Source organism: Streptomyces reniochalinae (assembly GCF_003323735.1).
GTDB lineage: Bacteria > Actinomycetota > Actinomycetes > Streptomycetales > Streptomycetaceae > Streptomyces > Streptomyces reniochalinae.
Genome location: NZ_QOIM01000021.1, coordinates 22772 through 45226, shown reverse-complemented (window position 1 = coordinate 45226; position 22455 = coordinate 22772). Strand labels below are relative to the sequence as shown.

Below are 22455 nucleotides of genomic sequence, written 5' to 3'. Positions count from 1 at the left end.
CCAAGCCGGCCGGGCAGGGCGGGCAGGCCGGGGGTCAGCCGAAGACGATCATGGATCCCTGGGCGAGGCTGCGGGTCGCGGCGGCGTGCAGGCCGAGCCATACGTGGCGCTCCCGGCCGAAGGAGGTGCCGTCCTCGTAGCCGATGGCGGCGGAGGCGGCCGGCTCGTCCAGTTCCGTGGGGCGCAGCGGTGCCGCGGGCGCGGGGGGCGGGTTGTCGGGGTCGATGCCCAGGTGCGGTGCCACCAGGTGCAGTTCGCGCAACAGGCCGTGGCTGGAGCCCAGCGGGCCGCCTCCCTCCAGCAGTTCGTCGTCGCACAGGGGGGCGGGGAAGTCCACCGGGATGTAGGTGCCGGCGTGGTCGTAGTGCCACACCAGGTGCGACTGCTGCGCCGTCTGCTCGAACATCTCCAGCAGTTGCTCGTAGTCGCTGCCCAACTCGCCCACGGGCGTGACCTCCAGTCCGGCGGCCAGCAGCAGGTAGGCGCGGCGCAGGTAGTGCAGTGCCTCGTAGTCGAACCCGGCGGCGGGGGCGACGTCGCCGGAGAGCCCCGGCATGTAGCCGAAGACGGGGACCGTGGGCAGTCCGGCTTCGGTGAGCACCCTGTCGTAGGTGGCGATCTCTTCGGAGAAGGGGTTGTCGGGACTGTGGCAGAGCACGTCGACGAGGGGTACCAGCCAGAGGTCACAGGCCAAGGGGCGCTCCTATACCGTCAGGGACTGCGCACAGCGTAGTGCTCCCCGCAGCACCGCGCCCTGCCTCTGCCGAGGCGGGATACCCGCGCCGGGCCGCCCTCAGTCGGGCGGGCGCGGGGAGGGTGTGGTGTTCATGCCGGTTCTTCGGCGTCCGTGACGCCCACCTGCGCCAGCGCGTGCTGGTTGTAGGTGGCCAGCACGTCGCGGGCGGCACGCGCGTCGCCGCGCTCGACGGCGTCGAGCAGGGCGTTGTGGCCCGACCACAGGCGGCCGCGCAGGGTGGCCTGCGCGCGCAGGACGGGGACGGCGAAGACCCAGCACTGGACACGGAGCCTGTCGAGGAAGTCGCAGACGTAGGGGTTGCTGAGCAGTCCGCTCAGCTCCCGCCAGAAGCGCAGGTCGTAGGCGATGAGTACGTCGAGGTCACCGGCGCGTGCGGCGCGTTCCGCGGCGTCCGCGCGGCGGCGTATGGACGCGAGGACCTCGGGCCGCAGCCCGCCCAGCGCGCGGCGGGCCGCGGCCGACCCGGCGGTGACCGGGCCCCCGGTGACCGGGCCCGGGGCGGCCCCCGCCCCGGGGGTCGCCGGTCCGGCGTAGGGGCCGTCGCCGGCATGGACGTCGGCATCCGCGTCAGCGCCCGTGTCGGCACCCGTGTCGGCGGGGCCTGGGCCGGGCGGGCGGGTGGCGGGGGCGCGGTGGAAGAGGCCGTCCACGACCAGCTGCCGTGCCTCGCACATCGCGCGGTAGTCGGCGAGCGTGAACTCGTGGACGCGGAAGCCGCGGTGCTGTTCGACGTCGAGCAGACCCTGCGCCGCGAGATCGACCAGCGCCTCGCGTACGGGTGTCGCGGAGACGCCGTACTGCTCGGCGATCTCCTTGACCGTGAAGTCGCGGCCCGTGGCGAGCCGTCCGGCCAGGATCTCGTCGCGCAGCGCGGCGGCGATCTGCGAGCGCAGGGTGCTGCGTCGTATCACGCGCCCGCGCCCCCGAGGGCGGCGGTGGTGTGGGCGTCGGCCGCGGTCAGGGCCTCGTCCAGCACCTCGAGGCCCTCCTTGAGTTCGGCCTCGGTGATGGTGCACGGCGGCACGACGTGGGTGCGGTTCATGTTGACGAAGGGCCACAGCCCGTTGCGCTTGGCGGCGGCGGCGAAGTCGGCCATGGGGGCGTTGTCGGGCCCGGTGGCGTTGTAGGGGACCAGCGGCTCGCGGGTCTCCCGGTCGCGCACCAGGTCGAGCGCCCAGAACACGCCGGTGCCGCGCACCTCGCCGATGGAGGGGTGGCGCTCGGCCATGTCGCGCAGCGCGGGGCCGATGACGTGCTCGCCGAGGTGGGCGGCGTGCTCGACGATGCCCTCCTCGGCCATCACCTGGAGGGTGGCGACGGCGGCGCCGCAGGCGAGCGGGTGCCCCGAGTAGGTGAGGCCGCCGGGGTAGGGGCGGTCCTCGAACGTCGCGGCGATCTTCTCGGAGATGGCGACGCCGCCGAGCGGAACGTAGCCGGAGTTGACGCCCTTGGCGAAGGTCATCAGGTCGGGTACGGCGTCGTAGAGGTCGGCGGCGAACCAGGTGCCGGTACGGCCGAATCCGGCCATCACCTCGTCGAGGACGAAGACGAGGCCGTACTTGTCGCAGAGCGCGCGGACACCGGCCAGGTAGCCGGGCGGCGGCATCATGATCCCGGCGGTGCCGGGGATGGTCTCCAGGATGACGGCGGCGACGGTGTGCGGGCCCTCGTAGACGAGCGTCTGCTCCAGGTGGGCCAGCGCGCGCTCGCACTCCTCTTCCTCGGTCTGCGCGTAGAACTGCGTGCGGTACAGGTGCGGGGCGTGGAAGTGGACGACCCCGGCGGTGCCGGTGTCGGACGCCCAGCGGCGCGGGTCACCGGTGAGGTTGATCGCCTGCTCGGTGCCCCCGTGGTAGGAGCGGTAGGCGGACAGCACCTTGGGCCTGCCGGTGTGGACGCGGGCCATGCGGATCGCGTGCTCGACGGCGTCGGCGCCGCCGTTGGTGAAGAAGATCTTGTCGAGGTCGCCGGGCGTCCGCTCGGCGATCAGCCGGGCCGCCTCCGCACGCGCCTCGATCGCGAAGGCCGGTGCGAAGGTGCACATCTTCGCCGCCTGCTCCTGGATCGCGGCGACGACCTTGGGGTGCGCGTAGCCGATGTTGGTGAAGACGAGCCCGCTGGTGAAGTCGAGGTACCGCTTCCCCTCGTAGTCCCAGAAGGAGGAGCCCTCCGCGCCCGCGACCGCCGGCGGGTCGATCTTCCCCTGCGCCGACCAGGAGTGGAACACGTGTGCCCGGTCGGTGGCGTGCACGGCCCGGCCCGCCGCCGGGTCGGGCCGTGCGGGGACGGCGGCGCCGCCGGAGGTGGCTGCGGAGGAGGAGTGGTGCGTCGTCACGTCGGTACCTCGGTTCGCTCGCGTGTTGCGGGAGGACCCCCCATGAGGGTGACAGCCAGCGTAGTGTCGCCCGCCCCGCCTGCGCGCGGGCGGTCGGCGGCGGGACGACGTCAGTCGTCGTCCTCGTCGTCCGCTTCCTTCCTGACCGTGGCGTGGGGTCTCCCCTCGGCGCAGCGGAGGCTGACGACGAGGTCGCTCGCCTCGTCGTCGGCGGGTTCGAGCTCGACGGTGGCCGTCCTGGCAGGTCCCGGCTCGACGTCGTCGGCGCTGTAGCCCTCGGCGGGGGTCCAGCTCAGCAGCTCGACGGTGCGCGCGTCGGCGCGGCACAGGGCGAGCGCGGTGCCGAGGCCGCCGGGGAAGCGCACGGTGCGGGTGGCGGGGGACGCGGAGCGGGAGGGCGACGCGGTCGGGCCGTGGTGGTGCGAGGGCGGGGCAGGGGAAGGGGTGGCGGACGAGGACGGGGGTTTGGGGTCCGGTGTGGCGGAGCCGGCCCCCCGCTGGGCCTGGGTCAGCTCGTGCCGCACACCGTCGTCGGTGAGCGGGTCGGGGCGGCTGTACTGGCCGCCGGGGTCGGCGTGCGAGAAGGACCACGCCCCGAGCAGGAAGGCCGCGGCGACCGCGCACAGCCACCCGGCCGCGGCCAGGCGGCGGCGACGCCTCTCGCTCCGGGTGTCGGTGGGCGTGCGGGTCCGGGGCGGGGCCGGGTCCCGCCGCTGCTCGTCGTTCACCCTCGCAGTCTGCGCTTCCCTTTCCTAACGCCGCGTTAAGGAATGGACAATCCGGCTCGGGCCCAGTACAAGCCGTACGGGCACCGGCACCCGCCGGGGCCGTCCCGATCCCGGTGGCTAATGTTCGTGTATGTCACATCTACTCGTCGTCGAGGACGACCCCCAGCTCCGTGCGGCCCTCGTCAGGGCGCTGCGCGACCGCGGGCACGCCGTCGCGACGGCCTCTTCCGGCATGGCCGGGCTCGACGCGGCCGTCACGCACCGGCCCGACCTGGTCGTGCTGGACCTGGGGCTGCCGGACGTCGACGGCGGCCAGGTCCTGCGGATGCTGCGCTCCGTCAGTGACGTGCCGGTCATCGTCGCCACGGCGCGCGACGACGAACCCGAGATCGTCGCGGCGCTGGAGGACGGCGCCGACGACTACCTCGTCAAACCGTTCGGCTCCGGGCAGCTGGAAGCCCGCATCAAGGCCGTGCTGCGGCGGCTCGGCAGCGGCGGCCCCGACGAGCCCGAGCCGCCCGTCGAGGTCGGTGGGCTGCGGGTCGCGCCGTCCGCCCGCGAGGTGACGCTGGACGGCGAACCGCTGGAGCTGACACCGCGCGAGTTCGATCTGCTGTGCTACCTGGCACGGCGGCAGGGCCAGGTGATATCGCGGCGCGAGCTGCTGGCCGAGGTGTGGCAGCAGCCGCTGGGCGGAGCCGACAAGACGGTGGACGTCCACCTGTCCTGGCTGCGCAGAAAGCTGGGGGAGACCGCGCACAGCCCCCGCTATCTGCACACCGTACGGACGGTGGGGGTGAAGCTCGCCGCACCCGACGGCGCGGGAACCTTCGAAGGCGCCGCGAGCCCGGGCGGCGCCCAGGGCCAGGACGCCACCCCGGCCTCGAACGACGACGGAGCCGACGGGGCCGGGGACCGCGGCTGATGCGCCGACAGCTCCTCGCCCTCATCGGCACGACCACGGCCGTCGTCCTCGCCGTCCTGCTCGTCCCCCTCGCCCTGCTCGTCCGCAGCCACGCCGAGGACCGGGCCATGACGGACGCGACCGAGCGGGCGCAGTCCGTGGCGGCGGTGGTCGGGGGCTCGCTGGGCAGAGGCGGCCGCAGCGGCCGCGAGGTCGTCGCCGGGGTGCTCGACGGGCTCAACGGCGAGGAACAGCCGCGCACCAGTGTCGTCCTCGCGGACGACACGGTGCTCGGGCCACGGCCCGTCGGGGTCAGCGACGACGCGCTGGCCCTCGCCCGGCACGGCCGCGCCTTCACCTACGCGCCCGGGCAGGCGCGAGGGGGCGGCCGGGTCGTGCTGGTGCCGGTGCTCGGCGCACAGGGCGGGGGAACAGGGGCGGCATCCGGTCCTGGCAAGGGGGCGGACGCCGAGGGCCGCTCCGCGACCGTCGTCCAGGTCGCCGTCGGCGAGGACCGGCTGCACGCGGGCGTCCTGCCCTCGTGGCTCGCCGTCTTCGGGCTCGGCGTCGCGCTGATGCTCCTCGGGCTCGCCTTCGCCGACCGGCTCGCCGCGCGCATCGTCCGCGCCACCCGGCAGCTCGCCGCCGTCTCCGACCGGCTGGCCGCCGGGGAGCTGACCGCCCGCGCCGAACCGGCGGGACCCCGCGAACTGCGCCAGCTCGCCGGCCGCCTCAACGAGCTGGGCGAGCGCATCGACGGCTTGGTCACCGCCGAACGCGAACGCGGCGCCGACCTCGCGCACCGCCTGCGCACGCCCGTCGCCGCGCTGCGGCTCGACGCGGAAGGGCTGCGCGACACGGACGAGGCCGCCCGGATCGGCGACTCGGTCGCCGCCCTGGAGCGCAGTGTCGACAGCGTCATCCGCACGGCCAGGCGGGCCGGTGCCGCTCCCGGCAGCCGGCGGTGCGATCTGGCCGAACTCGTACGGGAGCGCGCCGCGTTCTGGGTGCCGCTCGCCGAGGACCAGTCGCGTGCGGTCACCGTCCTCGCGCCCCACCCGGCTCTGGTGCGGGTGTCGGCGGAGGATCTGACCGCCGTCCTGGACACGCTGATCGGCAACGTCCTCGACCACACCCCCGAGGGCACCGGGCTGTGGCTCACGGTCTCGGCCGGTGGCGACGGCGCCTTCGGCGTCCTCACCGTCGAGGACGACGGCCCGGGGTTCGCCGACGGCGGCGAGGGCGCCGCCGGCGTCGGCGCGCGCGGTACGAGCGGGGCGGGCTCGACGGGCCTGGGTCTCGACATCGCCCGCACGACGGCGGAGGACTCGGGCGGCGGCGTCACGCTGGGAACCTCACCCGACCACGGCGGGGCCTCGGTGACCTGCCGCTTCGGCGCGGCGACCCGGCCGTGAACCGGGGCGGCACGGGGGCGCGGCTCAGCACGGGATGCGGCTCAGCGCCGCATCCGGCTCAGTGCGGGATCTGCTCCACCAGCAGCACGCCGCCGAGCACGATCATCGCGGCCCCGGAGAGCCGGGTGATCAGCCGGGCCGCCCTCGGCCGTGCCCGCAGCACCGTACGGGCGAGCGAGCCGACGCCGAGGTAGACGGCCCCGGCCGTGCACATGTGCAGCAGCCCCAGCAGCCCGATCTGCAACGCGAGCGGCCAGTTGCCGTGCTGGTCGGCGAACTGGGGCAGGAGCGCGACGTACAGCAGCAGCGCCTTGGGGTTGAGGCCGCTGACTCCGGCGCCCTTGAGGACGCGCGAGCGCGCCTGGGGGCCGGTGGGATCGTCGGCGCCCGCAGCGCCGTCGCCCGCGCCCGGGGTCCCGGCGTCCTTCGCCCCGGTCAGCGTCGTCACCCCGAGCCAGACGAGGTAGGCGGCGCCCAGCAGGGTCAGCGCGGTCAGCACCCCGGGGGTCTGCGCCACCACCGCGGCCACACCCGCCACGACGACGGCCGTGAGCCCCACGTACCCCAGCATCAGCCCGCCGACCGCGGGGACCACGGACCGGTCGCGCAGACCTGAGGTGATCGCGTACGCCCAGTCGGCTCCCGGAACCAGGACCAGGAGGAAGGAGACGGCGGCGAAGGCGGCTATGGAGCTGGTAGCCATGGGGACGGTTCTTCCTCTCGAACGGGTTCGGAGAGAAAGAATACGAAGAAATGCCCCAAAGGTGTTCCCTCACCGAGTCGCTCAGCCGCCGCTCCGTGGAAGAATCTTCCCCATGGACGACATGGACCGGCAGATTCTTGCCGAGCTACAGGCCGACGGCCGCCTGACCGTGACGGAGCTGGCGGCGCGGGTCGGGCTGAGCCTCTCCCCGTGCCACCGCAGGCTGCGCGAGCTGGAGCGCGGCGGGGCGATCCGCGGCTACCGCGCCGTGGTCGACGCCACGGCGGTCGGCCTCACCTTCGACGCCCTCGTCTTCGTCACGATGCGCCAGGAGGACCGCACCACCATCTCTTCCTTCGAACAGGCGCTCTTCGACCTCCCCCAGGTCATCCAGGCCCAGCGCCTCTTCGGCGACCCCGACTACCTCCTGCGCGTCGTCACCGCCGACCTCGCCGCCTTCCAGCGCCTCTACGACGAGAAACTCGCCACGCTTCCCGGCGTGCAGCGCCTGAGCTCGACCCTCGTGATGAAGCACGTCGTCCACGAACGCCCGCTGCCCGCCTGAGAGCCCCGCCGCCCGCCGCGTCACACCGCCGGCCCTGCCTCTGTCGCCGTCGCCCGCGCTTGCGCCTGCGCCTGCGCCGTCGCCTGCGCGGAGAGCGTCTCCCCCGGGAAGGTCCCACTCTCGAACGTCTCCCGCGGGAACGTCTCCTTGAGCGAACGCAGCCACCGGTTGGCCGGGAGGGCCGGGTCCAGGGCCGCCAGGGAGGCGTACTTGGTGAAGTCCGCGGCGCGCAGGCCGTGCTCGTGCAGGAGCAGGTCGGCCTCCGTGAGGTGGCCGTGGGACTTGGTCTCGACGAGGAGCAGGTCGCGGGCGCCGTGCACCTCGTTGCCGCCGGCGTCGCGGCAGACCAGGGCCGCGTCGGCGGTGATGCGCTGCCCGTCGGCCACGAACGTGGCGCGGGTGTAGTCGGTGACCAGGCTGGGCGTCAGCTTTGAGGGGATCTCGAAGTCGGAGCCGTAGGCGTCCTGGAGCGTCCGGGCGAGGAAGGTGCGGGAGGCGTCCTCCAGCGCGGAGGCGCGCTCGGCGAGGCGGCGGCGGTACTTGAGCGTCTGGCCACGCCCGCCCTTGACCTTGATCTCGAACTGCCGCTCGCCGGTGTCCTGGTACAGCCGCTCGCGGATCTTGCAGCGCCGGCGGCGGCCCTGCCGGTGGTCGTGGTAGGCGCGCAGGCCGGGCGTGTCGTAGTAGACCGAGTGGTAGCGGAACCAGCGCCGGCCGCCGATGGACAGGGCGCGGAAGGGCTCGTCGCGGTGCGGGTCGGTCAGGTGCGCCGCGATGTCGCGGAAGGTGGCGGCCCGCACGAGGTAGCAGCGGTCGTACCTGTCCAGCAGCCGGGCGCGCTCGTTGACGGCGTCGAGGCCGATGGGGTGTGCGGCCAGCGCGGCGCGGGCGAGCGCGCGGACGGACGGGGCGAGGCGGGCGCGGCCCGAGCAGGCCGGGGCCGCGGCGTGGGGCGCGTGGGGTCCTGCGGGGGTGGTAAGCGCGGACATCAGGCGGTCTCCCTGGGATGAGCGGCAGTGGCAGGCGTGTGCGGGAACGTCGCAGGGGTGTCGCTGTCGCCGACGGCTCCCGGCGCCGGGGCGCTCGCGTGGTCGCCACGCGTGCGGGCCTCGCCGGGGTCGCCGCCGCGGCATCGAGCAGGAGCCGTCGTCCGTCCCCGTTCCCGCCTCGCGGAGGCGGCAACCTCGCGGTACCGCACGTCCAGGACGGTCAGGTCGCGTACGTAGTCGACCTCGCTGACCTTCCACGCCAGCGGTTCGCCCAGCCGTGCGCGGACGTGGGCGCGGACGCCGTCGGGGTCGGTGACGGCCGCGTCGAGGGTGACGACGGTGCGCCGCGTACGGGCGAACAGCCGGGGGTGGTCGACGGCGTACAGGACGGCCACCGGCAGCAGGCACAGGACGACGGCGAGGCCGAACGGCAGGTGCGGCAGACCCGCGACGAGGCCGATGACGAGCGTGGTGAAGTAGTAGGCCACCTCTTCGTGCCGGATGGACTCCGAGCGCAGCCGGATCATCGACAGCACCCCGAAGAGCCCGAAGCCCAGCGCCATGCCGCCGTCGCCCCCGACCCGGGCGAGCGCCGCGACGACGGCGAAGAGGGCGACGTTGAGCGCGAGATAGGCGGGGAGCAGATCCCGCCGCCGGTGCCTGGGGAAGTACACCGCGAACGTCAAGACCAGCACCGCCGCGAGGTCGAGCGCGAGGTGGCCGAGGAACTGGCTGAGCGAATCCATGCCGGTGAACGTAGGGACGCGCGGGTTAAAGCGGCTTCCTTGTGACGTTAAGGATCAGGAGTCCGCCCGTCACGGCGGACACGTGACAGCATGCCGACGCGTGGAAAGGGTGCTGTCATCCCCTACGGAGCGCCCGCGGAGGCCCCCATGACCGTCCACCTCGCCGTGTACGACACCCTCGCCGACTGGGAGTACGGTCACGCCGTCGCCCACCTCCCGGGCGACGTGCGCACCGTCGCCCTCGACAGCGCTCCCGTGGTGACCAGGGGCGGGCTGCGCGTGCAGCCCGACATGACCCTGGACACCCTGCGCGCCGCCGACAGCCGGCTGCTGATCCTGCCGGGCGCCGACGGCTGGAGCGGCGGCGAGCTGGCCGACTTCGCCTACACGGCGCGGGAGTTCCTGCACGAGGGCGTGCCCGTCGCCGCGATCTGCTCAGCGGTCCTCGGGCTCGCCGACGAAGGGCTGCTCGACGAGCGGGCGCACACCAGCGCGGCCCCCGAGTTCCTCCAGGCGGCCAACGGCTACCGGGGCGCGGCCCACTACCGCGACGCCGACGCCGTCACCGACGGCGACCTGATCACCGCGGGGCCGACCGAGCCCGTCGCCTTCGCCCGGGAGATCCTCACCCGCCTGGGCACCTTCGACGCGCCCGTCGTGGACGCCTTCTTCCGGCTGTACCGGCACTCGGACCCCGAGGCGTACGCCACCTTCGCGGCGGCACAGACCTGAGCGACGGAACGGGCGTGAGCGAGGCCCCCGGCGGCGAGGCCGAGTCCGCCCGCGTCGCCGAGGTGCTGCGGCGGCTCTCCGAGGCGAGGGAAACCCCGCCTGTGAGACGGTGAGCCCGCAGGGCTCGACGGGGGCCCGCACGTGGCCGCCACATCGAAGCGAAGCCCATCGGCAGCCCGGCCGTGACCTTCGTGGGTGAGAGTGAAGTCGGAGACGACCAGCCACGGACGGACGGCCACCGGTCACGGACGACCTATCAGTTACAGGGGGCGGGCGGCGTATGACGGACCTGTTGCCACAGGACCCGGTCGGCATCGGCGGTTATCGGCTGCTGAGAAGACTGGGTGCGGGCGGCATGGGCCGGGTGTACCTGGGGCGCTCGTCCGGAGGCCGCACCGTGGCCGTCAAACTGGTGAAGTCCGAACTGGCGGCCGACCCCGCGTTCCGCACCAGGTTCCGCATGGAGGTCGAGGCCGCGCGGCGGGTCGGTGCCCGGTGGACGGCGCCCGTGCTGGACGCCGACACCGAGGCGGACACCCCCTGGGTGGCGACCGGCTACATCGCCGGGCCCGGCCTCGACCAGGTGGTCTCCGCCGGAGCACAGGGAGGCTCGGCGGAGCCGGCCCGGCAGGGGCACGGGCCGCTGCCGCCCGGGTCCGTCCGCGTCCTCGCCTACGGGCTGGCCTCCGCGCTGCTCGACATCCACGGCGTGGGCATCGTCCACCGCGACCTGAAACCGTCGAACGTACTGCTGACGATCGACGGCCCCCGGGTGATCGACTTCGGGATCGCGCGCGCCCTGGACGAGGTGCCGGAGTCGACTTTGACCAGCACCGGCATGGTCGTCGGCTCCCCCAGCTTCATGTCGCCCGAGCAGATCACCGGCGGTCGGCTGAGCCCGGCCGGCGACGTGTTCTGCCTGGGCGCCGTGCTGGCGTACGCGGCGACGGGCCGCCCGCCCTTCGGTCCGAGCGGCGGCGCGGGCGGGGTGCACGCGGTGATGTTCCGTATCGCCTCCGAGGAGCCCGACCTGGCGGGCCTGGGCGAGGACGGCGGCCCGGACGGGGGCCCGGCGGGTGACGGGGCGCGGCTCAGGGAGCTGATCGCCGACTGCCTCGCCAAGGACCCCGCCGACCGGCCGGCGCCTGAGGAGGTCGTCTCCCGGGTGCAGCCGGTGGCGGTCGGCGCCTCGGAACCACCGTGGCTGCCCGCCGGACTGCTGGCCGAACTGGGCCGGGAGGCCGTGCGGCTGCTGGACACGGACACGCCGCCGTCCGGCTCGGACAGGCACGGCGGGGGCGCGCAGGACCCGGCGCCGCTGTCAGGTCCTGAGGGGCCGGATGCGGGCGCCCCGGGCCCCGGCACCGAACCGGTCACAGGAACGGACGCGGTGACGCGGCCCGCGGCAGCGGGGGAGCGGGCGGCTGAGCCGGCGACGTCCGCGCTCTCGCAGCCGGGTCGCACGGACGAGGACGCGCCGCCCCGCCGCGTGCGCCGCGGTCGCCGCGTGCTGCTCGCCGCCGCCGCGGCTCTCGTTCTGGCGGGGGCGGGGATCGCCGCCGCGGGCGCCGGGCTCGGATCCTCCGACAGCGGCGGCCGCGGCAACAGCGACCGGGCGGCCTCCGCCGTTCCCGACGCCTACCTCGGCACCTGGGTCGGCCCCGTCGAACGGGACGGGGAGCCCAACGGCCAGCACCGCCGCTTCCACATCACCCAGGGCCAGGAAGGCGAGGTCGTCGCCAACAGCATCAGCCTGGGCACCGACTACGAGTGCAAGAGCGACGGCAAACTCGCCAAGGCGCCCTCCTCGCAGGGCGACGCCGACGGCGGTGGGAAGACGGGCATGCGGCTGGACACCAGGGTGGTCAAGAGCGTTCCCGAGGGGCGCTGTTCGGCGATCGGCGTGCACACGCTGAAGGCCGCGCCCGACGGCACCCTGCGATGGCGGGCCGCGGGCCGTACCGCGACGCTGCACAAGGTCGCCACCCCCGAGCGGGTCCCCGAAGCGCTGGTCGGCGAGTGGCGCAGGCCGCTGTCCGACGGCGGCACCCAGACGCTGTCCATCGGCGCCGGCGACTCCGAGGACCGCGGCCTGGGCATGGTCTCCGACGGCTCGGAGCACTGCGAGGCGAGAGTGGACCTCTTCGCCATGGGAGACGAGCGGGGGCCCACCCGCATCGGGCCGCCCGACGTCGACCGTTCCGCGTCGCGCGGCACCTGCGAGGCCGGCGACTCCTCCACCCTGCGCGTCGAAGGCGGCTCCCTGATCCGCGAGTTCCCCGGCGGCGCGATCCTGCGCTACCAACGCCAGGGCTGAGCGGCCCCGCCGCCCGGCGCGCGACGCCACCCGGTGCGGCGCCGGGCCCGGGTGGCGCGCGCCAAAAGGGGCTACTTCGTGTCGAGGTCGCGGCGGCGGAAGCCCGCCAGGCCCGCGGTGACCAACGCCGCGGCCACCAGGGTCAGCAGCACGACGGGGGTCCAGCGCATGTCGGCGGACGGCAGTTGCGGGACGTGCCCGAAGGGGGAGAGGTCGTTCAGCCAGCCCGGCAGGTCGAGGAGCTTGCCGAGATAGCCGACGACGAAACCGTAGGCCGGTACGGCCCAGGCCAGCGGCGCCGCCCGCGGTACCCAGCCGAAGAGGAGGACGGCGACACCGCCGGTGACCCACAGCGCGGGCGCGTAGGCGAGCCCGGCGCCCAGCAGCCGCGGGATCAGGCCGCTGTCCCCCGCGGAGGCGCTCCCCGCGAGGCCGAGACCGAGGGAGCCGGCCAGCAGCACCACGGTGCCGCCTCCGAGCGCGAGGACCAGGTGGGATCCGAGCCAGCGGGTACGGGCCGGTCCGGTGGCCAGAAGCGGCTCGGCGCGGCCCGCCGTCTCCTCCGCGCGGGGCCGCAGTGCGGCCATCACCACGTGCAGGGAGGCGACGACGGCGACCACCAGCACGATCGTGGACGCGAAGGGCTCGACGAGGGAGCCGCCCTCCCCCGGCCTCCGGCCGGGAGGCGCCCCCCTGGCGATGGCCTCCCTGATGCCGTCCAGGTCCTTCAGCATGTCGTCGACGCCGCCGAACAGGGAGCCGTACATGGCGCCGAGCAGCAGCAGCGCGGCGCAGAATCCGGCCAGCAGCCCGCGGTGCAGCCGCAGGGCGAGGCCGAGGGGCCGGGCGAGCGCGGCGGAGGCGGTCGGCGGGCCCGGCCGGGCCGCCAGCACGCCGGCCCCCACGTCGCGCCGGGTGGAGAGCGCGTAGCCCGCGGCGGCCGTGGCGAGGGCCAGCGCGAGCGCGGGCAGCAGCGGCCACCAGCGGTCGTCGACGAACGGGTAGGTGCGCTGGGCCCAGCCGATCGGCGACAGCCACGAGACGGGTCCCGAGCCCACGTCCCCCGCCGCGCGCAGCGCGTACGCGGCGCCCAGGACGGCGAGCGCCATGCCGCCGGCGGCCCTGGCGTGCGCGGACAGCTGCACGGTGACGGCGGCGACCCCGGCGAAGACCAGCCCGACGGCCGCGTGCGCGGCCCCGTACAGCAGCGCGCCGCCGCCGGTGACGCCGGCAGGGCCCGCGAGGGGGAGCACGAGGGCGAACAGCGCGCCCAGCGCCACATTGGCCACGGCCGCCGCGGCGAGGGCCGCGCTGAGAGTGGCGTGCCGTCCCACGACGCCGGAGCGCAGCAGCTCGGCGATGCCCCTCTCCTCGTCGGCGCGGGTGTGCCGCACGACGGTGAGCACGCTCATCAGCCCGACGAGGAGCGCCCCGTAGCCGATCATCAGCATGCTGAGCACCGAGGCGGGGGTGACGTGGGTCAGGTAGTGCTCGGGCCCGGTCATGGCGAGCATGGCGGGCCCGCGCAGCGTCTCGATCATGCCGGCGGACTCCGGGGGCACCGCCCGCCCGGAGGCCGGGGCGTCCGGCGCCAGATCGCCGGCCTTCTGGACGCCCGACAGGGTCACCAGGAGGACGGCCAGGACCCAGGCGGGGAGGCGGAGCCGGTCGCGGCGGAGCGCGAAGCGGAAGAGGACGCCGGTGCCCGCGAGCGCGCTGCCGCCGGCCGCCCCGCCCGCCTCCCGGCGGCTGAGCCCGCCGTCGCGCGGGGCGGCGTCGGTGACGGTACTCATCGCGAGCCACCCTCCGTGCCGGCGTCCGAAGCGGCGGCGTCCGGTGAGCTGTCCGTCCGGAAGGCGTTGGGGGCGGCGTCCGAGGAGACGTCCATGCGGGCGGCGTCCGGGGCGGTGGTGCGGCCCGTGCCGGTGCCCGTGCCGTGTCCGGTGGCCGCCAGTTCGTCGCCGTAGTGGCGCAGCATCAGCTCCTCCAGCGTCGGCGGATGGCTGACGAGGCTGCGGACGCCGAGGCCGCCGAGGTGGCGCACGGCCGCCTCGAGGTGTGCGCCGTCCACGGAGAAGTGCACGCGGGCGCCCTCCGTCCGCAGATCGTGGACGCCGGGCAGACCGGCCAGCCCGGACGCAGGGGTCGCATCCCCTTCCGCGTACCGGGCCGGATCGATCTCGGCCTCGATGGTCGTACGGGTCAGATGCCGCATCTCGCCGAGCGTCCCGGACTGGACGACCCTGCCGAGCCGGACGATGCTCACCCGGTCGCACAGCTTCTCCACCTGGGACAGGATGTGGCTGGAGAGCAGGACGGTGCGCCCCTCGTTCTTGGCCCGGAGGACGACGTCCTGGAAGACGACCTCCATCAGCGGGTCGAGGCCCGCCGTCGGCTCGTCGAGCAGCAGCAGCTCCGCGTCGGAGGCGAGCGCGGCGATGAGGGCGACCTTCTGCCGGTTGCCCTTGGAGTAGGTGCGGCCCTTCTTGGTCGGGTCGAGGTCGAAGCGCTCGACCAGCTCGGCGCGCCTGGCCGCGTCGATACCGCCGCGCAGCCGCGCCAGCAGGTCGATGGCCTCGCCGCCGGTGAGGTTGGGCCACAGCTCGACGTCGCCGGGGACGTAGGCGAGCCGCTGGTGGAGGGCGACGGCGTCGTCCCAGGGGTCCGCGCCCAGCAGGCGGGCGGTTCCGGTGTCGGCGCGCAGCAGGCCCAGCAGGATGCGCAGGGTCGTCGACTTCCCCGCGCCGTTCGGGCCGAGGAAGCCGTGCACCTCGCCGGTGGCGACATGGAGGTCGAGCCCGTCGAGGGCGCGGGTCGCGCCGAAGGTCTTGACGAGCCCGGACACGGAGATCGCCGTGGTGGCGGGCGCTGTCGTGGTGGTAGCGGCGGTCATGTTTCGGAAACTACGCTAGCTTCACAAATTTGTGAAGTTAAGGAAGCGTTAGGGTCTTCGAGGGAACCGCTGAGCAGGGCAGACAAGCAGCTGGGCACGCTGGAGGGAGAAGCCGACCGACGTGGCTGACGACGCGAGGGACGAGACCCGGGCGCAGGAGGCCGGCAAGGCCGGTACCCGGGAGGCCGGCAAGGCCGGTACCGAGGAGACCGGCCCCCGGCTGCGGGAGTACGAGGAGCGGGCCTCCGCGTTCGTCGAGCGGTTCGCCGCCGACCTCACCGAGGCGGGCATGCAGCGCATGGCCTCCCGCGCCTTCGCCTGCCTCCTCGCCTCCGAGGAGGGCGCTCTCACCTCCGCCGAACTGGGCCGACGGCTCCAGGCCAGCCCGGCCGCCATCTCCGGCGCCGTGCGCTACCTCTCCCAGGTGGGGCTCGTCAGCCGGCAGCGCGACCCCGGCTCGCGCCGCGAGCGCTACCTGCTGCACCACGACGTCTGGTACACGAGCCTGCTCAGCCGCGACAACATCCTCAACCGCTGGCAGGCCACCCTCACCACCGGCGCCGACGCCCTCGGCGGCGACTCCCCCGGCGCCCGCCGCCTGCGGGAGAGCGCCGAGTTCCTCCGGTTCATGCAGCGGGAGCTGGAGGAGATGCTGAAGCGCTGGCACGAGCGGCAGCAGGGCTGACGCTCCCCCGAGCTCCGGCGGCCGGCGGCCCCGCCCCCGCCGGCCGCCGCCAGGGCCGTCAGTCCGCCGGCAGGACCAGGTGCCAGGCACCGGGGCTGAGCGTCCAGGTGCGGACGGGGACCGGCGCGCTCGGCGGCTGGGTGTCGGGGCGGTAGCGGAAGCCCTCGCCGCCGGACGCCGCCACCGTGACGGTGCGCGCCCGCGCCCGCGCGGGCACCTCCGCGTGGGCGGGCTGGACGACGACCTCCGCCCACCCGGTGCCCTGCGCCGTACGCACCGCCAGCTCCGTCACCGGCCGGTCGGGGCCGGTCAGCACCGTCTCGTCGGCCACCACGCGCAGCCGCTGGGGGAGGGGCACCGCGCTCGGCTCGTCCGCCGCCTGGTGCGGCCCGCCACCGGCGCGGGCGCCCCCGGCAAGGACCGTGCGCGCCAGGGAGTGGCACAGCCGCCGCCAGGGCGGCGGAAGGGACGCCGTCCCCTCCGGGGGCGCCGTCGTGGCGGCGGGCGCGGACGGCGCGGCGGGCGCGGCGTCCCGCTCCAGGCGCAGCCCTCCGAGAACGACCTCCCCCTCGTCGTCCACCAGGAGATCCAGCGGCCGCGCGGTCCCGCGCAGCACCGTCCGTGCGGCCGAGACCGCGTCGAGCGGCAGCCCCAGACTCCGGGCGAGGGCGATCGAGGGGCCGTTGCCGACCGGCACCACCGACAGCGCCGTGTGCTCCAGCGTCCGCTCGTGGTGCAGGAGCCGCACGGCGCGCAGCAGGGCGCGGTCGTTGCCGACCAGGACGGGTCTGCGCCCGCCGCGCCGGGCCAGGGCCCGGGCCACCGCGTCGGGCCCTTCGGGCAGGCTCAGCTTCATGCCGGGGCTTCCTGCCCGCAGCACGTCGCGGGCGATCCGGACGGACTCGCCGTCCGTGCTGCGGGCGACGGGGTCGACGACCACGAGCAGCGGAACGGCCGCCGCCCCCTCCGCCCGCGGGGCGGCGCGCCCGTCCACATGCCCGGTCACACGCCTGTCGCCACGCCCGTCCGGACGCCTGTCGTCTCGCCCGGCCGCACGCCCGCCGGCCCGCGGGTCTCCCGGCGCCGGGCCTCCGGCCGTCGGGCTCGCCCCCGTGTCCTGCGCCTCCGGGCTCGTCGCCGGGCCTCTCGCCTGGCGACGCTCAGCCGAGGGGGCGGGCGGGCGTGCCGAGGGCCGTCCGGGCGGTCTGAGGCCGGGTTGCGCGGGGGACGGCGACGGGGCGCGGGGATGCGCCGGAGGCCTCGCGGGATCTGGAGCCGACACCACGATCCTTCCTCGTGAATCCGTGCGTACGGGCAAGTCCGTGCGTTCTTGAGACCGGCCCGGGACCGGGGGACCGACCCCGGTTCCCGGAAGCTGCCGGCGTGTGCTGAGGTGGTACGCGTTCGTACGTCCGTCCGAGTCGGTGCACTCCCCTGTTCGTCACCCGGGAGAATTGTTCGGTAATCTCTCGGTGCAAGAGCCCCTGTCGCTGTTGCGCCAGGGGCTTCCTCTATCCGGGGTACCGACCTGCGGCTGACGCGATGGCGATACGCGCCACGCACGTGGGACATGCCCCACCCGAAAGGGGTGTACGCCTGTGCCCGCACTTGTGCTGCTCGGTGCTCAGTGGGGTGACGAGGGCAAGGGAAAGGCCACCGACCTGCTCGGCGGCTCCGTGGACTACGTGGTGCGCTACCAGGGCGGCAACAACGCCGGCCACACGGTCGTCGTCGGCGACCAGAAGTACGCGCTGCACCTGCTCCCGTCCGGGATCCTCTCCCCCGGCTGCACCCCCGTCATCGGCAACGGCGTCGTCGTCGACCCCTCGGTCCTGCTCTCCGAGCTGAGCGGACTGAACGAGCGCGGCGTCGACACCTCCAAGCTGCTGGTCAGCGGTAACGCCCACCTGATCACGCCGTACCACGAGACGCTCGACAAGACGACCGAGCGGTTCCTGGGCAAGCGGCGCATCGGCACCACGGGGCGCGGCATCGGCCCGAGCTACGCCGACAAGATCAACCGCGTCGGCATCCGGGTCCAGGACCTCTTCGACGAGTCGATCCTGCTGCAGAAGGTCGAGGCCGCGCTCGACTTCAAGAACCAGGTGCTGGCCAAGCTCTACAACCGCCGCGCGATCTCCGCGCAGCAGGTCGTCGAGGAGCTGCTGGGCTACGCCGAGCAGCTCAAGGGCTTCGTCGCCGACACCACGCTGGTCCTCAACGACGCGATCGACGAGGGCAAGGTCGTCCTCTTCGAGGGCGGCCAGGGCACCCTGCTGGACGTCGACCACGGCACGTACCCGTTCGTCACCTCCTCCAACCCGACGGCGGGCGGCGCCTGCACCGGGGCGGGTGTCGGCCCGACGAGGATCAACCGGGTCATCGGCATCCTCAAGGCGTACACGACCCGCGTCGGTGCGGGCCCCTTCCCCACCGAGCTGTTCGACGACGACGGCGAGGCGCTGCGCACCATCGGCGGCGAGTTCGGCGTCACCACGGGCCGCAACCGGCGCTGCGGCTGGTTCGACGCGGTCATCGCCCGCTACGCCACCCGCGTCAACGGGCTCACCGACTTCTTCCTCACCAAGCTGGACGTGCTCACGGGCTGGGAGCAGATCCCCGTCTGCGTCGCCTACGACATCGAGGGCGAGCGCACCACGGAACTGCCCTACAACCAGAGCGACTTCCACCACGCCGAGCCGGTCTACGAGTACCTGCCCGGCTGGAGCGAGGACATCACCAAGGCCAAGACCTTCGCCGACCTGCCGAAGAACGCGCAGGCGTATGTGAAGACCCTGGAGGAGATGTCGGGCGCCCCGATCTCCGCCATCGGCGTCGGCCCGGGCCGCGACGAGACGATCCAGGTCAACTCCTTCCTCTGAGCCCCCGACCTCCCCGGGCCCCGCCCGCCCGTAGCCGCACGGTCCGTCCGACCGTGCGGCTACGCTGGTTCCGTAGGCAGCGCGGGTCCGTCGAAAGGGACGGTGGAGAGCGTGGAGAAGATCGAGGGGGACCTGGAGCTGATCCGGAGCCTCATGGAGAAGGCGGAATCCCTGGAGGGCGTCGAGGTCGTGCCGGCGGACGGCTTCGTCATGATGTCCCCCGTTTCGCTGGAGCACGTTCGTACCTTCCGCCGTATGACGGCGATTCTGGACGAGCGCAGCGACGCCTCTCACGGCGGTCTGGAGGCAGTGGGCGACATCGAGTTCCACCACCCCGAGTGGGACACCGGCCTCAGCCCGGACGTGGTGCTGTGGCATCCGGAAAGCGAGACGCCTCCGCGCAGCGCCGAGCTGATCGAGCTGGCGTTGGAGATCGTTTCACGATCCAGCGTCGAGAACGACTACATCACCAAGACGGATGCTTACGCCGCAGCGGACATTCCCGTCTACCTGATTCTCGACCCCTACACGCGTCGAGCGACCTGCTACAGCCGCCCCGAGGAGGGGGCGTACCTCGTCCGGGAGGCATGTCCCTACGGGGAGACGCTCACTCTGCCCCTGCCCTCCGGCCCACTGCCGGTCGACACCTCCTCTCTGCCTTGCGCTCCTCCCGCCGCTCGCCGCACCTCCTGGCCTCGCCACCGCGTCACGCCTGTCGGCTGAGCCCGCAGAGTCCGCCGCCGTCCACCTCTTCGAAGGAGCTCCGCCCTCCACCGGCCCCCGCCGCCCCGCCGCCCCGCGGCCGACAGTGGCTTTCGCCTGGAAGGAGGGGCAGCATGACGGTTATGGCCGAGCGCACGTCTCACATGTCGGTGGAGGACTTCGAGCAGATCGCGTCCTCCACTCCCGAGACCGTCACGTTGGAGTTCATCGGCGGACGGATCGGAGAGAAGGTCGTGGCGGACGGGGATCACGAGACGATCACCATGTGGCTGCTCAGGCAGTGCATGCAGGCGCGCCCGGATCTCGACCTGCACCCCACGCAAGGGCTGAAGGCCGGCGCCAACCGCAAGGGAAGAGTGCGTCCGGACGGCTCGCTCGCGCCCATCGCCCACTTCGCCGGCCAGGGCGAGTGGGCCGAACCCGACGGCGTACTGATGACCGCCGAAGTCACCTCGTACGACTCGGACACCAACCAGCGCGACCGGCAGGAGAAACCGGCCGCCCACGCCGCTGTCGGCATCCCCGTCTATCTCCTGGTCGACCGGGGCGCGGGCGAGGTCGTCGTGCACACGAACCCCGATCCGCACACCGGGCGCTACCGCGACCTGCACACCGCCTCGTTCGGTGAACAGGTCGCGCTTCCCGAGCCCGTCGGCATCCGTCTGGACACCGAGGTTTTGAAGAACTACGTACGCTGAGCCGCCATGCACGCAACCGTGGACGGCACCGTCGTCATATCCGTCGTCCTGGCGCTCGCCCTCGCGGTCCGGGACCGGCGACCGCGACCGCCGCTCGGATCCGGGGCGGTGGGGCGCGGGCTGCCGGGGCCGCTCGCATGGCTGGGGGTGGTGACCGGTCTCGTGCTGGTCAACCAGGTGGCCGTCGTGGTGTACGTGGAGCGCGTCCGGGGCGGCGACCCCGCCTTCGTGGCCCGCTATCTGCCTCCCGGCTGGTTCGACCTGCCGGACGGTGGCGGCCCGTTGGGGTGGCTCGTCACCCACTGGCCCTGGCCGCACGCCCTCGCCGTGAGCGTGCTGCGCGTCCAGGCGGCACTGGAACTGCCGCTGGTGCTGCTGGCGTTCGCCGTGGTGCTGCGCTGGCTCGACCCGCTGCTCTGCCGCCGGGTGCTGCGCTCACCGCTGCTGGTGGTGGCCGCGCTCGCCCACACCGCCGTCTTCTGCGCGGTCGAAGGGGACCTGCACAACCCCTACACCCTCGACGACCTGGCCGTGCGCTGCGCCTCCGCGCTGGTGACCCCGCCCGCGCTGGCGGCCCTGGCCCGCCGGTGGGAGCCCACCCGGGCCGCGCCGCACACGGCACCGCCGCCGCTGCCGGCGGTACGGCTGCTGCTGTTCCTCGGCTCCCTCGCCGCCTTCGGCGGACTCGTCCTGCTCGCCTACGACACGCTGCTGCTCTACAACCTGGGCCGGCTGGACGACCGGCTGCCGCTCGCCGCCGCCTGCGCGGCGGTGCTCGCCGCGTGCCGACTGGGCGACCGGCGGTGGACGGCCCGCACCCACCCCGGACCCGGGTCACCCACCGGCCGCGGGCCCGGGGCCCGCGCGAGACCCGGCCACGCCGTCGCCTTCCTCGGCCACGCCCTGCGCCGGTTCCTCGTCCTCTTCTTCGCTCCCGCGCTCGCCGTCCGCTACGGCGTCACCTTCGGCACCCCGGCGCTGGCCGGAGCCGCGGGGCCGGCCCTCGGCACGGTGGCGGCCGGACTCGCGCTGCGCGACACCCTGGCCGGGGGAGGCACGGGTGCGGGACCGCTGCTCTCGGTGCTGGGCTGCGCCGTGCTGGGCGGTGCGGCCACCGGGTACGCGGCGGCGCGGGTGGCGAGCGGCGGCTACTACGAGACGGCGCTGCTGGCGGGCGCGGCGGCGTTCCTCGCCGTGGCGGTCGGTCTCTGCGCGCTGGGGGACCGGCTGCGCGCCGGCTCCCGGTGGTCCCCGCTGCCGTCAGCGCCGCCGCACGAGCAGGTGGGCGACACCGTGGGAGACCGCCAGCGCCGCGACGGCCCCGAGGGCACCGGCGGCGATGTCGCGCGGCCTCGTCGGCCGGAGGATCCCCTGCTCGCGCAGCCTCCCGCGGGCCCAGGCGGTGAAGGGGATGACCACCAGCGGTGAGGTCAGCGCCCCCGGGGTGAGGCTGCGGGTGGCGGCGGCCTGCGCGAGGTGCACGACGCCGTGCGCGCCGAAGGCGCCCAGCGCCGTCTGGTAGGTGGCGCTCCGTCCGCCCGTACGGTGCCCTTCCGCGGCGGCCGCTCCCACGAGGACGGCCATCACGCCGACGGCCGCCGCGAACCGCCGCCCGTCCGTCGCCTCCAGCCGCGTCCACACCGCCTCCGGCACGCGCGGCGCCGACTTCCGCAACTCGGGAACGTGCGTGCGGAGCCAGCGCGGCATCATGGCCGTCTCCTCCGCGTCGTGCAGGGCCCACGCCGCGAACAGGCCGAGGGTGACCCCGGCCGGGACCGTGCCGGTCCGCTGCTGTTCTTCCATACCGAAAGGGACGCCCCACACGGGCCGCGAGGTTCACGCGGCCCCCGTCGAAGCCTACGGTCCGCCCCGTCGGGAAGCGCCCGTGCGGCGTACACCACCGGCACGTGCGGATTAATGATGATCGTTTTGCTGCGGCGTGTGGAAGAGGTCTCGCGCACAGGGCACACCCCGCGCGAGACCCCGCGCCCCGACCGCAAGGAGCACCCATGCGCATCCGCACCGCGACCGCCGCCGCCGTCCTGGCGACCGCCGCCGTCCTCGGCTCGGCGGGCACCGCCTTCGCCGGCGACAACCACAACTGGACCTCGTCCGCCTACGACTTCAGCGACCACGTCCTGAGCAAGTACGAGAACAACAGCGACAACGACACCAACGTCGTCAAGCAGTTCAAGTACACGAACATCTCGGACAACGAGGTCAACAACTACGACACCGGCGCCCACATCGGCGAGCTCGAGCTGGACTGACGCCGAGCGCCGCCGCGGCCCGGCCGGACGCCGCGCCCGCCTTCGGCCCCGCCACGCGCGGGGCCGAAGGCGCTTTCGACGACCGGACGCACGCCGGAGGGGCGATCCCCTGG

The 22455-nt window shown here is 74.2% G+C and carries 21 protein-coding genes; 10 read left to right on the top strand and 11 right to left on the bottom strand.

Annotated features, from left to right (window positions below):
* Positions 1-34 precede the first annotated feature (34 nt).
* The 4 genes from DQ392_RS03015 to DQ392_RS34265 all read right to left on the bottom strand — a co-directional run bounded on the left by DQ392_RS03015 (position 35) and on the right by DQ392_RS34265 (position 3820).
* Positions 35-694 (bottom strand): hypothetical protein, encoded by a 660-nt coding sequence (locus DQ392_RS03015; protein ID WP_114013900.1) that lies wholly within the window; start codon positions 692-694, stop codon positions 35-37.
* 131 nt (positions 695-825) lie between these two features.
* Entirely contained in the window at positions 826-1668 is an 843-nt protein-coding gene (locus DQ392_RS03010) for a GntR family transcriptional regulator (protein WP_425470471.1), read from the bottom strand.
* On the bottom strand, positions 1665-3092 hold the full coding sequence (locus tag DQ392_RS03005) for an aspartate aminotransferase family protein (protein WP_114013899.1): 1428 nt from the start codon (positions 3090-3092) through the stop codon (positions 1665-1667). Before DQ392_RS03005 ends, DQ392_RS03010 begins: the two co-directional genes overlap by 4 nt.
* 110 nt (positions 3093-3202) lie before the next feature.
* Positions 3203-3820 (bottom strand): hypothetical protein, encoded by a 618-nt coding sequence (locus tag DQ392_RS34265; protein ID WP_181856245.1) that lies wholly within the window; start codon positions 3818-3820, stop codon positions 3203-3205.
* A gap of 130 nt (positions 3821-3950) precedes the next feature.
* Here DQ392_RS34265 and DQ392_RS02995 point away from each other — a divergent pair, with 130 nt between their 5' ends.
* Complete coding sequence (locus tag DQ392_RS02995; protein WP_245981120.1) at positions 3951-4745, top strand: response regulator transcription factor; 795 nt, start codon at positions 3951-3953, stop codon at positions 4743-4745.
* Positions 4745-6139 carry a sensor histidine kinase gene (locus tag DQ392_RS02990; RefSeq protein WP_114013897.1) on the top strand — a complete coding sequence of 465 codons (1395 nt, stop codon included), beginning with the start codon at positions 4745-4747 and terminating at the stop codon, positions 6137-6139. The genes DQ392_RS02995 and DQ392_RS02990 overlap by 1 nt, the downstream gene beginning before the upstream one ends.
* Before the next feature lie 58 nt (positions 6140-6197).
* Here the strand turns inward: DQ392_RS02990 and DQ392_RS02985 are convergent, their stop codons facing one another.
* The gene (locus tag DQ392_RS02985) at positions 6198-6842 is read right to left on the bottom strand and encodes a LysE family translocator (protein WP_114013896.1); all 645 of its coding nucleotides are present in this window, start codon (positions 6840-6842) and stop codon (positions 6198-6200) included.
* 112 nt (positions 6843-6954) lie between these two features.
* On the opposite strand from DQ392_RS02985, the gene DQ392_RS02980 reads away from it, so the two are divergent.
* Positions 6955-7407, top strand: coding sequence for an Lrp/AsnC family transcriptional regulator (locus DQ392_RS02980; RefSeq protein ID WP_114013895.1), 453 nt, complete (start codon positions 6955-6957; stop codon positions 7405-7407).
* 20 nt (positions 7408-7427) lie between these two features.
* On the opposite strand, the gene DQ392_RS02975 is transcribed toward DQ392_RS02980, so the two are convergent.
* A complete protein-coding gene (locus tag DQ392_RS02975; RefSeq protein WP_114013894.1) occupies positions 7428-8396 on the bottom strand; it encodes a VTC domain-containing protein in 969 nt (322 codons plus the stop codon).
* The gene (locus DQ392_RS02970) at positions 8396-9142 is read right to left on the bottom strand and encodes a DUF4956 domain-containing protein (protein ID WP_114013893.1); all 747 of its coding nucleotides are present in this window, start codon (positions 9140-9142) and stop codon (positions 8396-8398) included. Before DQ392_RS02970 ends, DQ392_RS02975 begins: the two co-directional genes overlap by 1 nt.
* 147 nt (positions 9143-9289) lie before the next feature.
* On the opposite strand from DQ392_RS02970, the gene DQ392_RS02965 reads away from it, so the two are divergent.
* Together DQ392_RS02965 and DQ392_RS02960 are read left to right on the top strand one after the other, a co-directional pair.
* Positions 9290-9874, top strand: coding sequence for a DJ-1/PfpI family protein (locus tag DQ392_RS02965; protein WP_114013892.1), 585 nt, complete (start codon positions 9290-9292; stop codon positions 9872-9874).
* Positions 9875-10154: 280 nt separating this feature from the next.
* Complete coding sequence (locus DQ392_RS02960) at positions 10155-12191, top strand: serine/threonine-protein kinase (RefSeq protein ID WP_114013891.1); 2037 nt, start codon at positions 10155-10157, stop codon at positions 12189-12191.
* A gap of 71 nt (positions 12192-12262) precedes the next feature.
* Here the strand turns inward: DQ392_RS02960 and DQ392_RS02955 are convergent, their stop codons facing one another.
* Both DQ392_RS02955 and DQ392_RS02950 read right to left on the bottom strand, forming a co-directional pair.
* A complete protein-coding gene (locus DQ392_RS02955; protein ID WP_114013890.1) occupies positions 12263-13984 on the bottom strand; it encodes an ABC transporter permease in 1722 nt (573 codons plus the stop codon).
* Complete coding sequence (locus tag DQ392_RS02950; RefSeq protein WP_114013889.1) at positions 13981-15084, bottom strand: ABC transporter ATP-binding protein; 1104 nt, start codon at positions 15082-15084, stop codon at positions 13981-13983. The genes DQ392_RS02955 and DQ392_RS02950 overlap by 4 nt, the downstream gene beginning before the upstream one ends.
* Before the next feature lie 220 nt (positions 15085-15304).
* On the opposite strand from DQ392_RS02950, the gene DQ392_RS02945 reads away from it, so the two are divergent.
* Positions 15305-15769 carry a GbsR/MarR family transcriptional regulator gene (locus DQ392_RS02945; protein WP_245981153.1) on the top strand — a complete coding sequence of 155 codons (465 nt, stop codon included), beginning with the start codon at positions 15305-15307 and terminating at the stop codon, positions 15767-15769.
* A 58-nt stretch (positions 15770-15827) separates the two neighbouring features.
* Here DQ392_RS02945 and DQ392_RS02940 read toward each other — a convergent pair whose 3' ends face one another.
* Positions 15828-16775 (bottom strand): diacylglycerol kinase catalytic domain-containing protein, encoded by a 948-nt coding sequence (locus tag DQ392_RS02940; RefSeq protein ID WP_245981119.1) that lies wholly within the window; start codon positions 16773-16775, stop codon positions 15828-15830.
* A gap of 592 nt (positions 16776-17367) precedes the next feature.
* Here DQ392_RS02940 and DQ392_RS02935 point away from each other — a divergent pair.
* The 3 genes from DQ392_RS02935 (at position 17368) to DQ392_RS02925 (ending at position 20072) form a co-directional block, all read left to right on the top strand.
* The gene (locus DQ392_RS02935) at positions 17368-18651 is read left to right on the top strand and encodes an adenylosuccinate synthase (protein WP_114013887.1); all 1284 of its coding nucleotides are present in this window, start codon (positions 17368-17370) and stop codon (positions 18649-18651) included.
* Positions 18652-18762: 111 nt separating this feature from the next.
* Positions 18763-19374, top strand: a complete 612-nt coding sequence (locus DQ392_RS02930; protein WP_147266475.1) for a Uma2 family endonuclease — start codon at positions 18763-18765, stop codon at positions 19372-19374.
* A gap of 113 nt (positions 19375-19487) precedes the next feature.
* Positions 19488-20072: a Uma2 family endonuclease gene (locus DQ392_RS02925; RefSeq protein WP_114013885.1), complete on the top strand. Its 585-nt coding sequence runs from the start codon at positions 19488-19490 to the stop codon at positions 20070-20072.
* A 1260-nt stretch (positions 20073-21332) separates the two neighbouring features.
* On the opposite strand, the gene DQ392_RS02915 is transcribed toward DQ392_RS02925, so the two are convergent.
* Complete coding sequence (locus DQ392_RS02915) at positions 21333-21875, bottom strand: HXXEE domain-containing protein (RefSeq protein WP_114013883.1); 543 nt, start codon at positions 21873-21875, stop codon at positions 21333-21335.
* A 206-nt stretch (positions 21876-22081) separates the two neighbouring features.
* Here DQ392_RS02915 and DQ392_RS02910 point away from each other — a divergent pair, with 206 nt between their 5' ends.
* Positions 22082-22342 (top strand): hypothetical protein, encoded by a 261-nt coding sequence (locus tag DQ392_RS02910; RefSeq protein ID WP_114013882.1) that lies wholly within the window; start codon positions 22082-22084, stop codon positions 22340-22342.
* Positions 22343-22455: the final 113 nt, after the last annotated feature.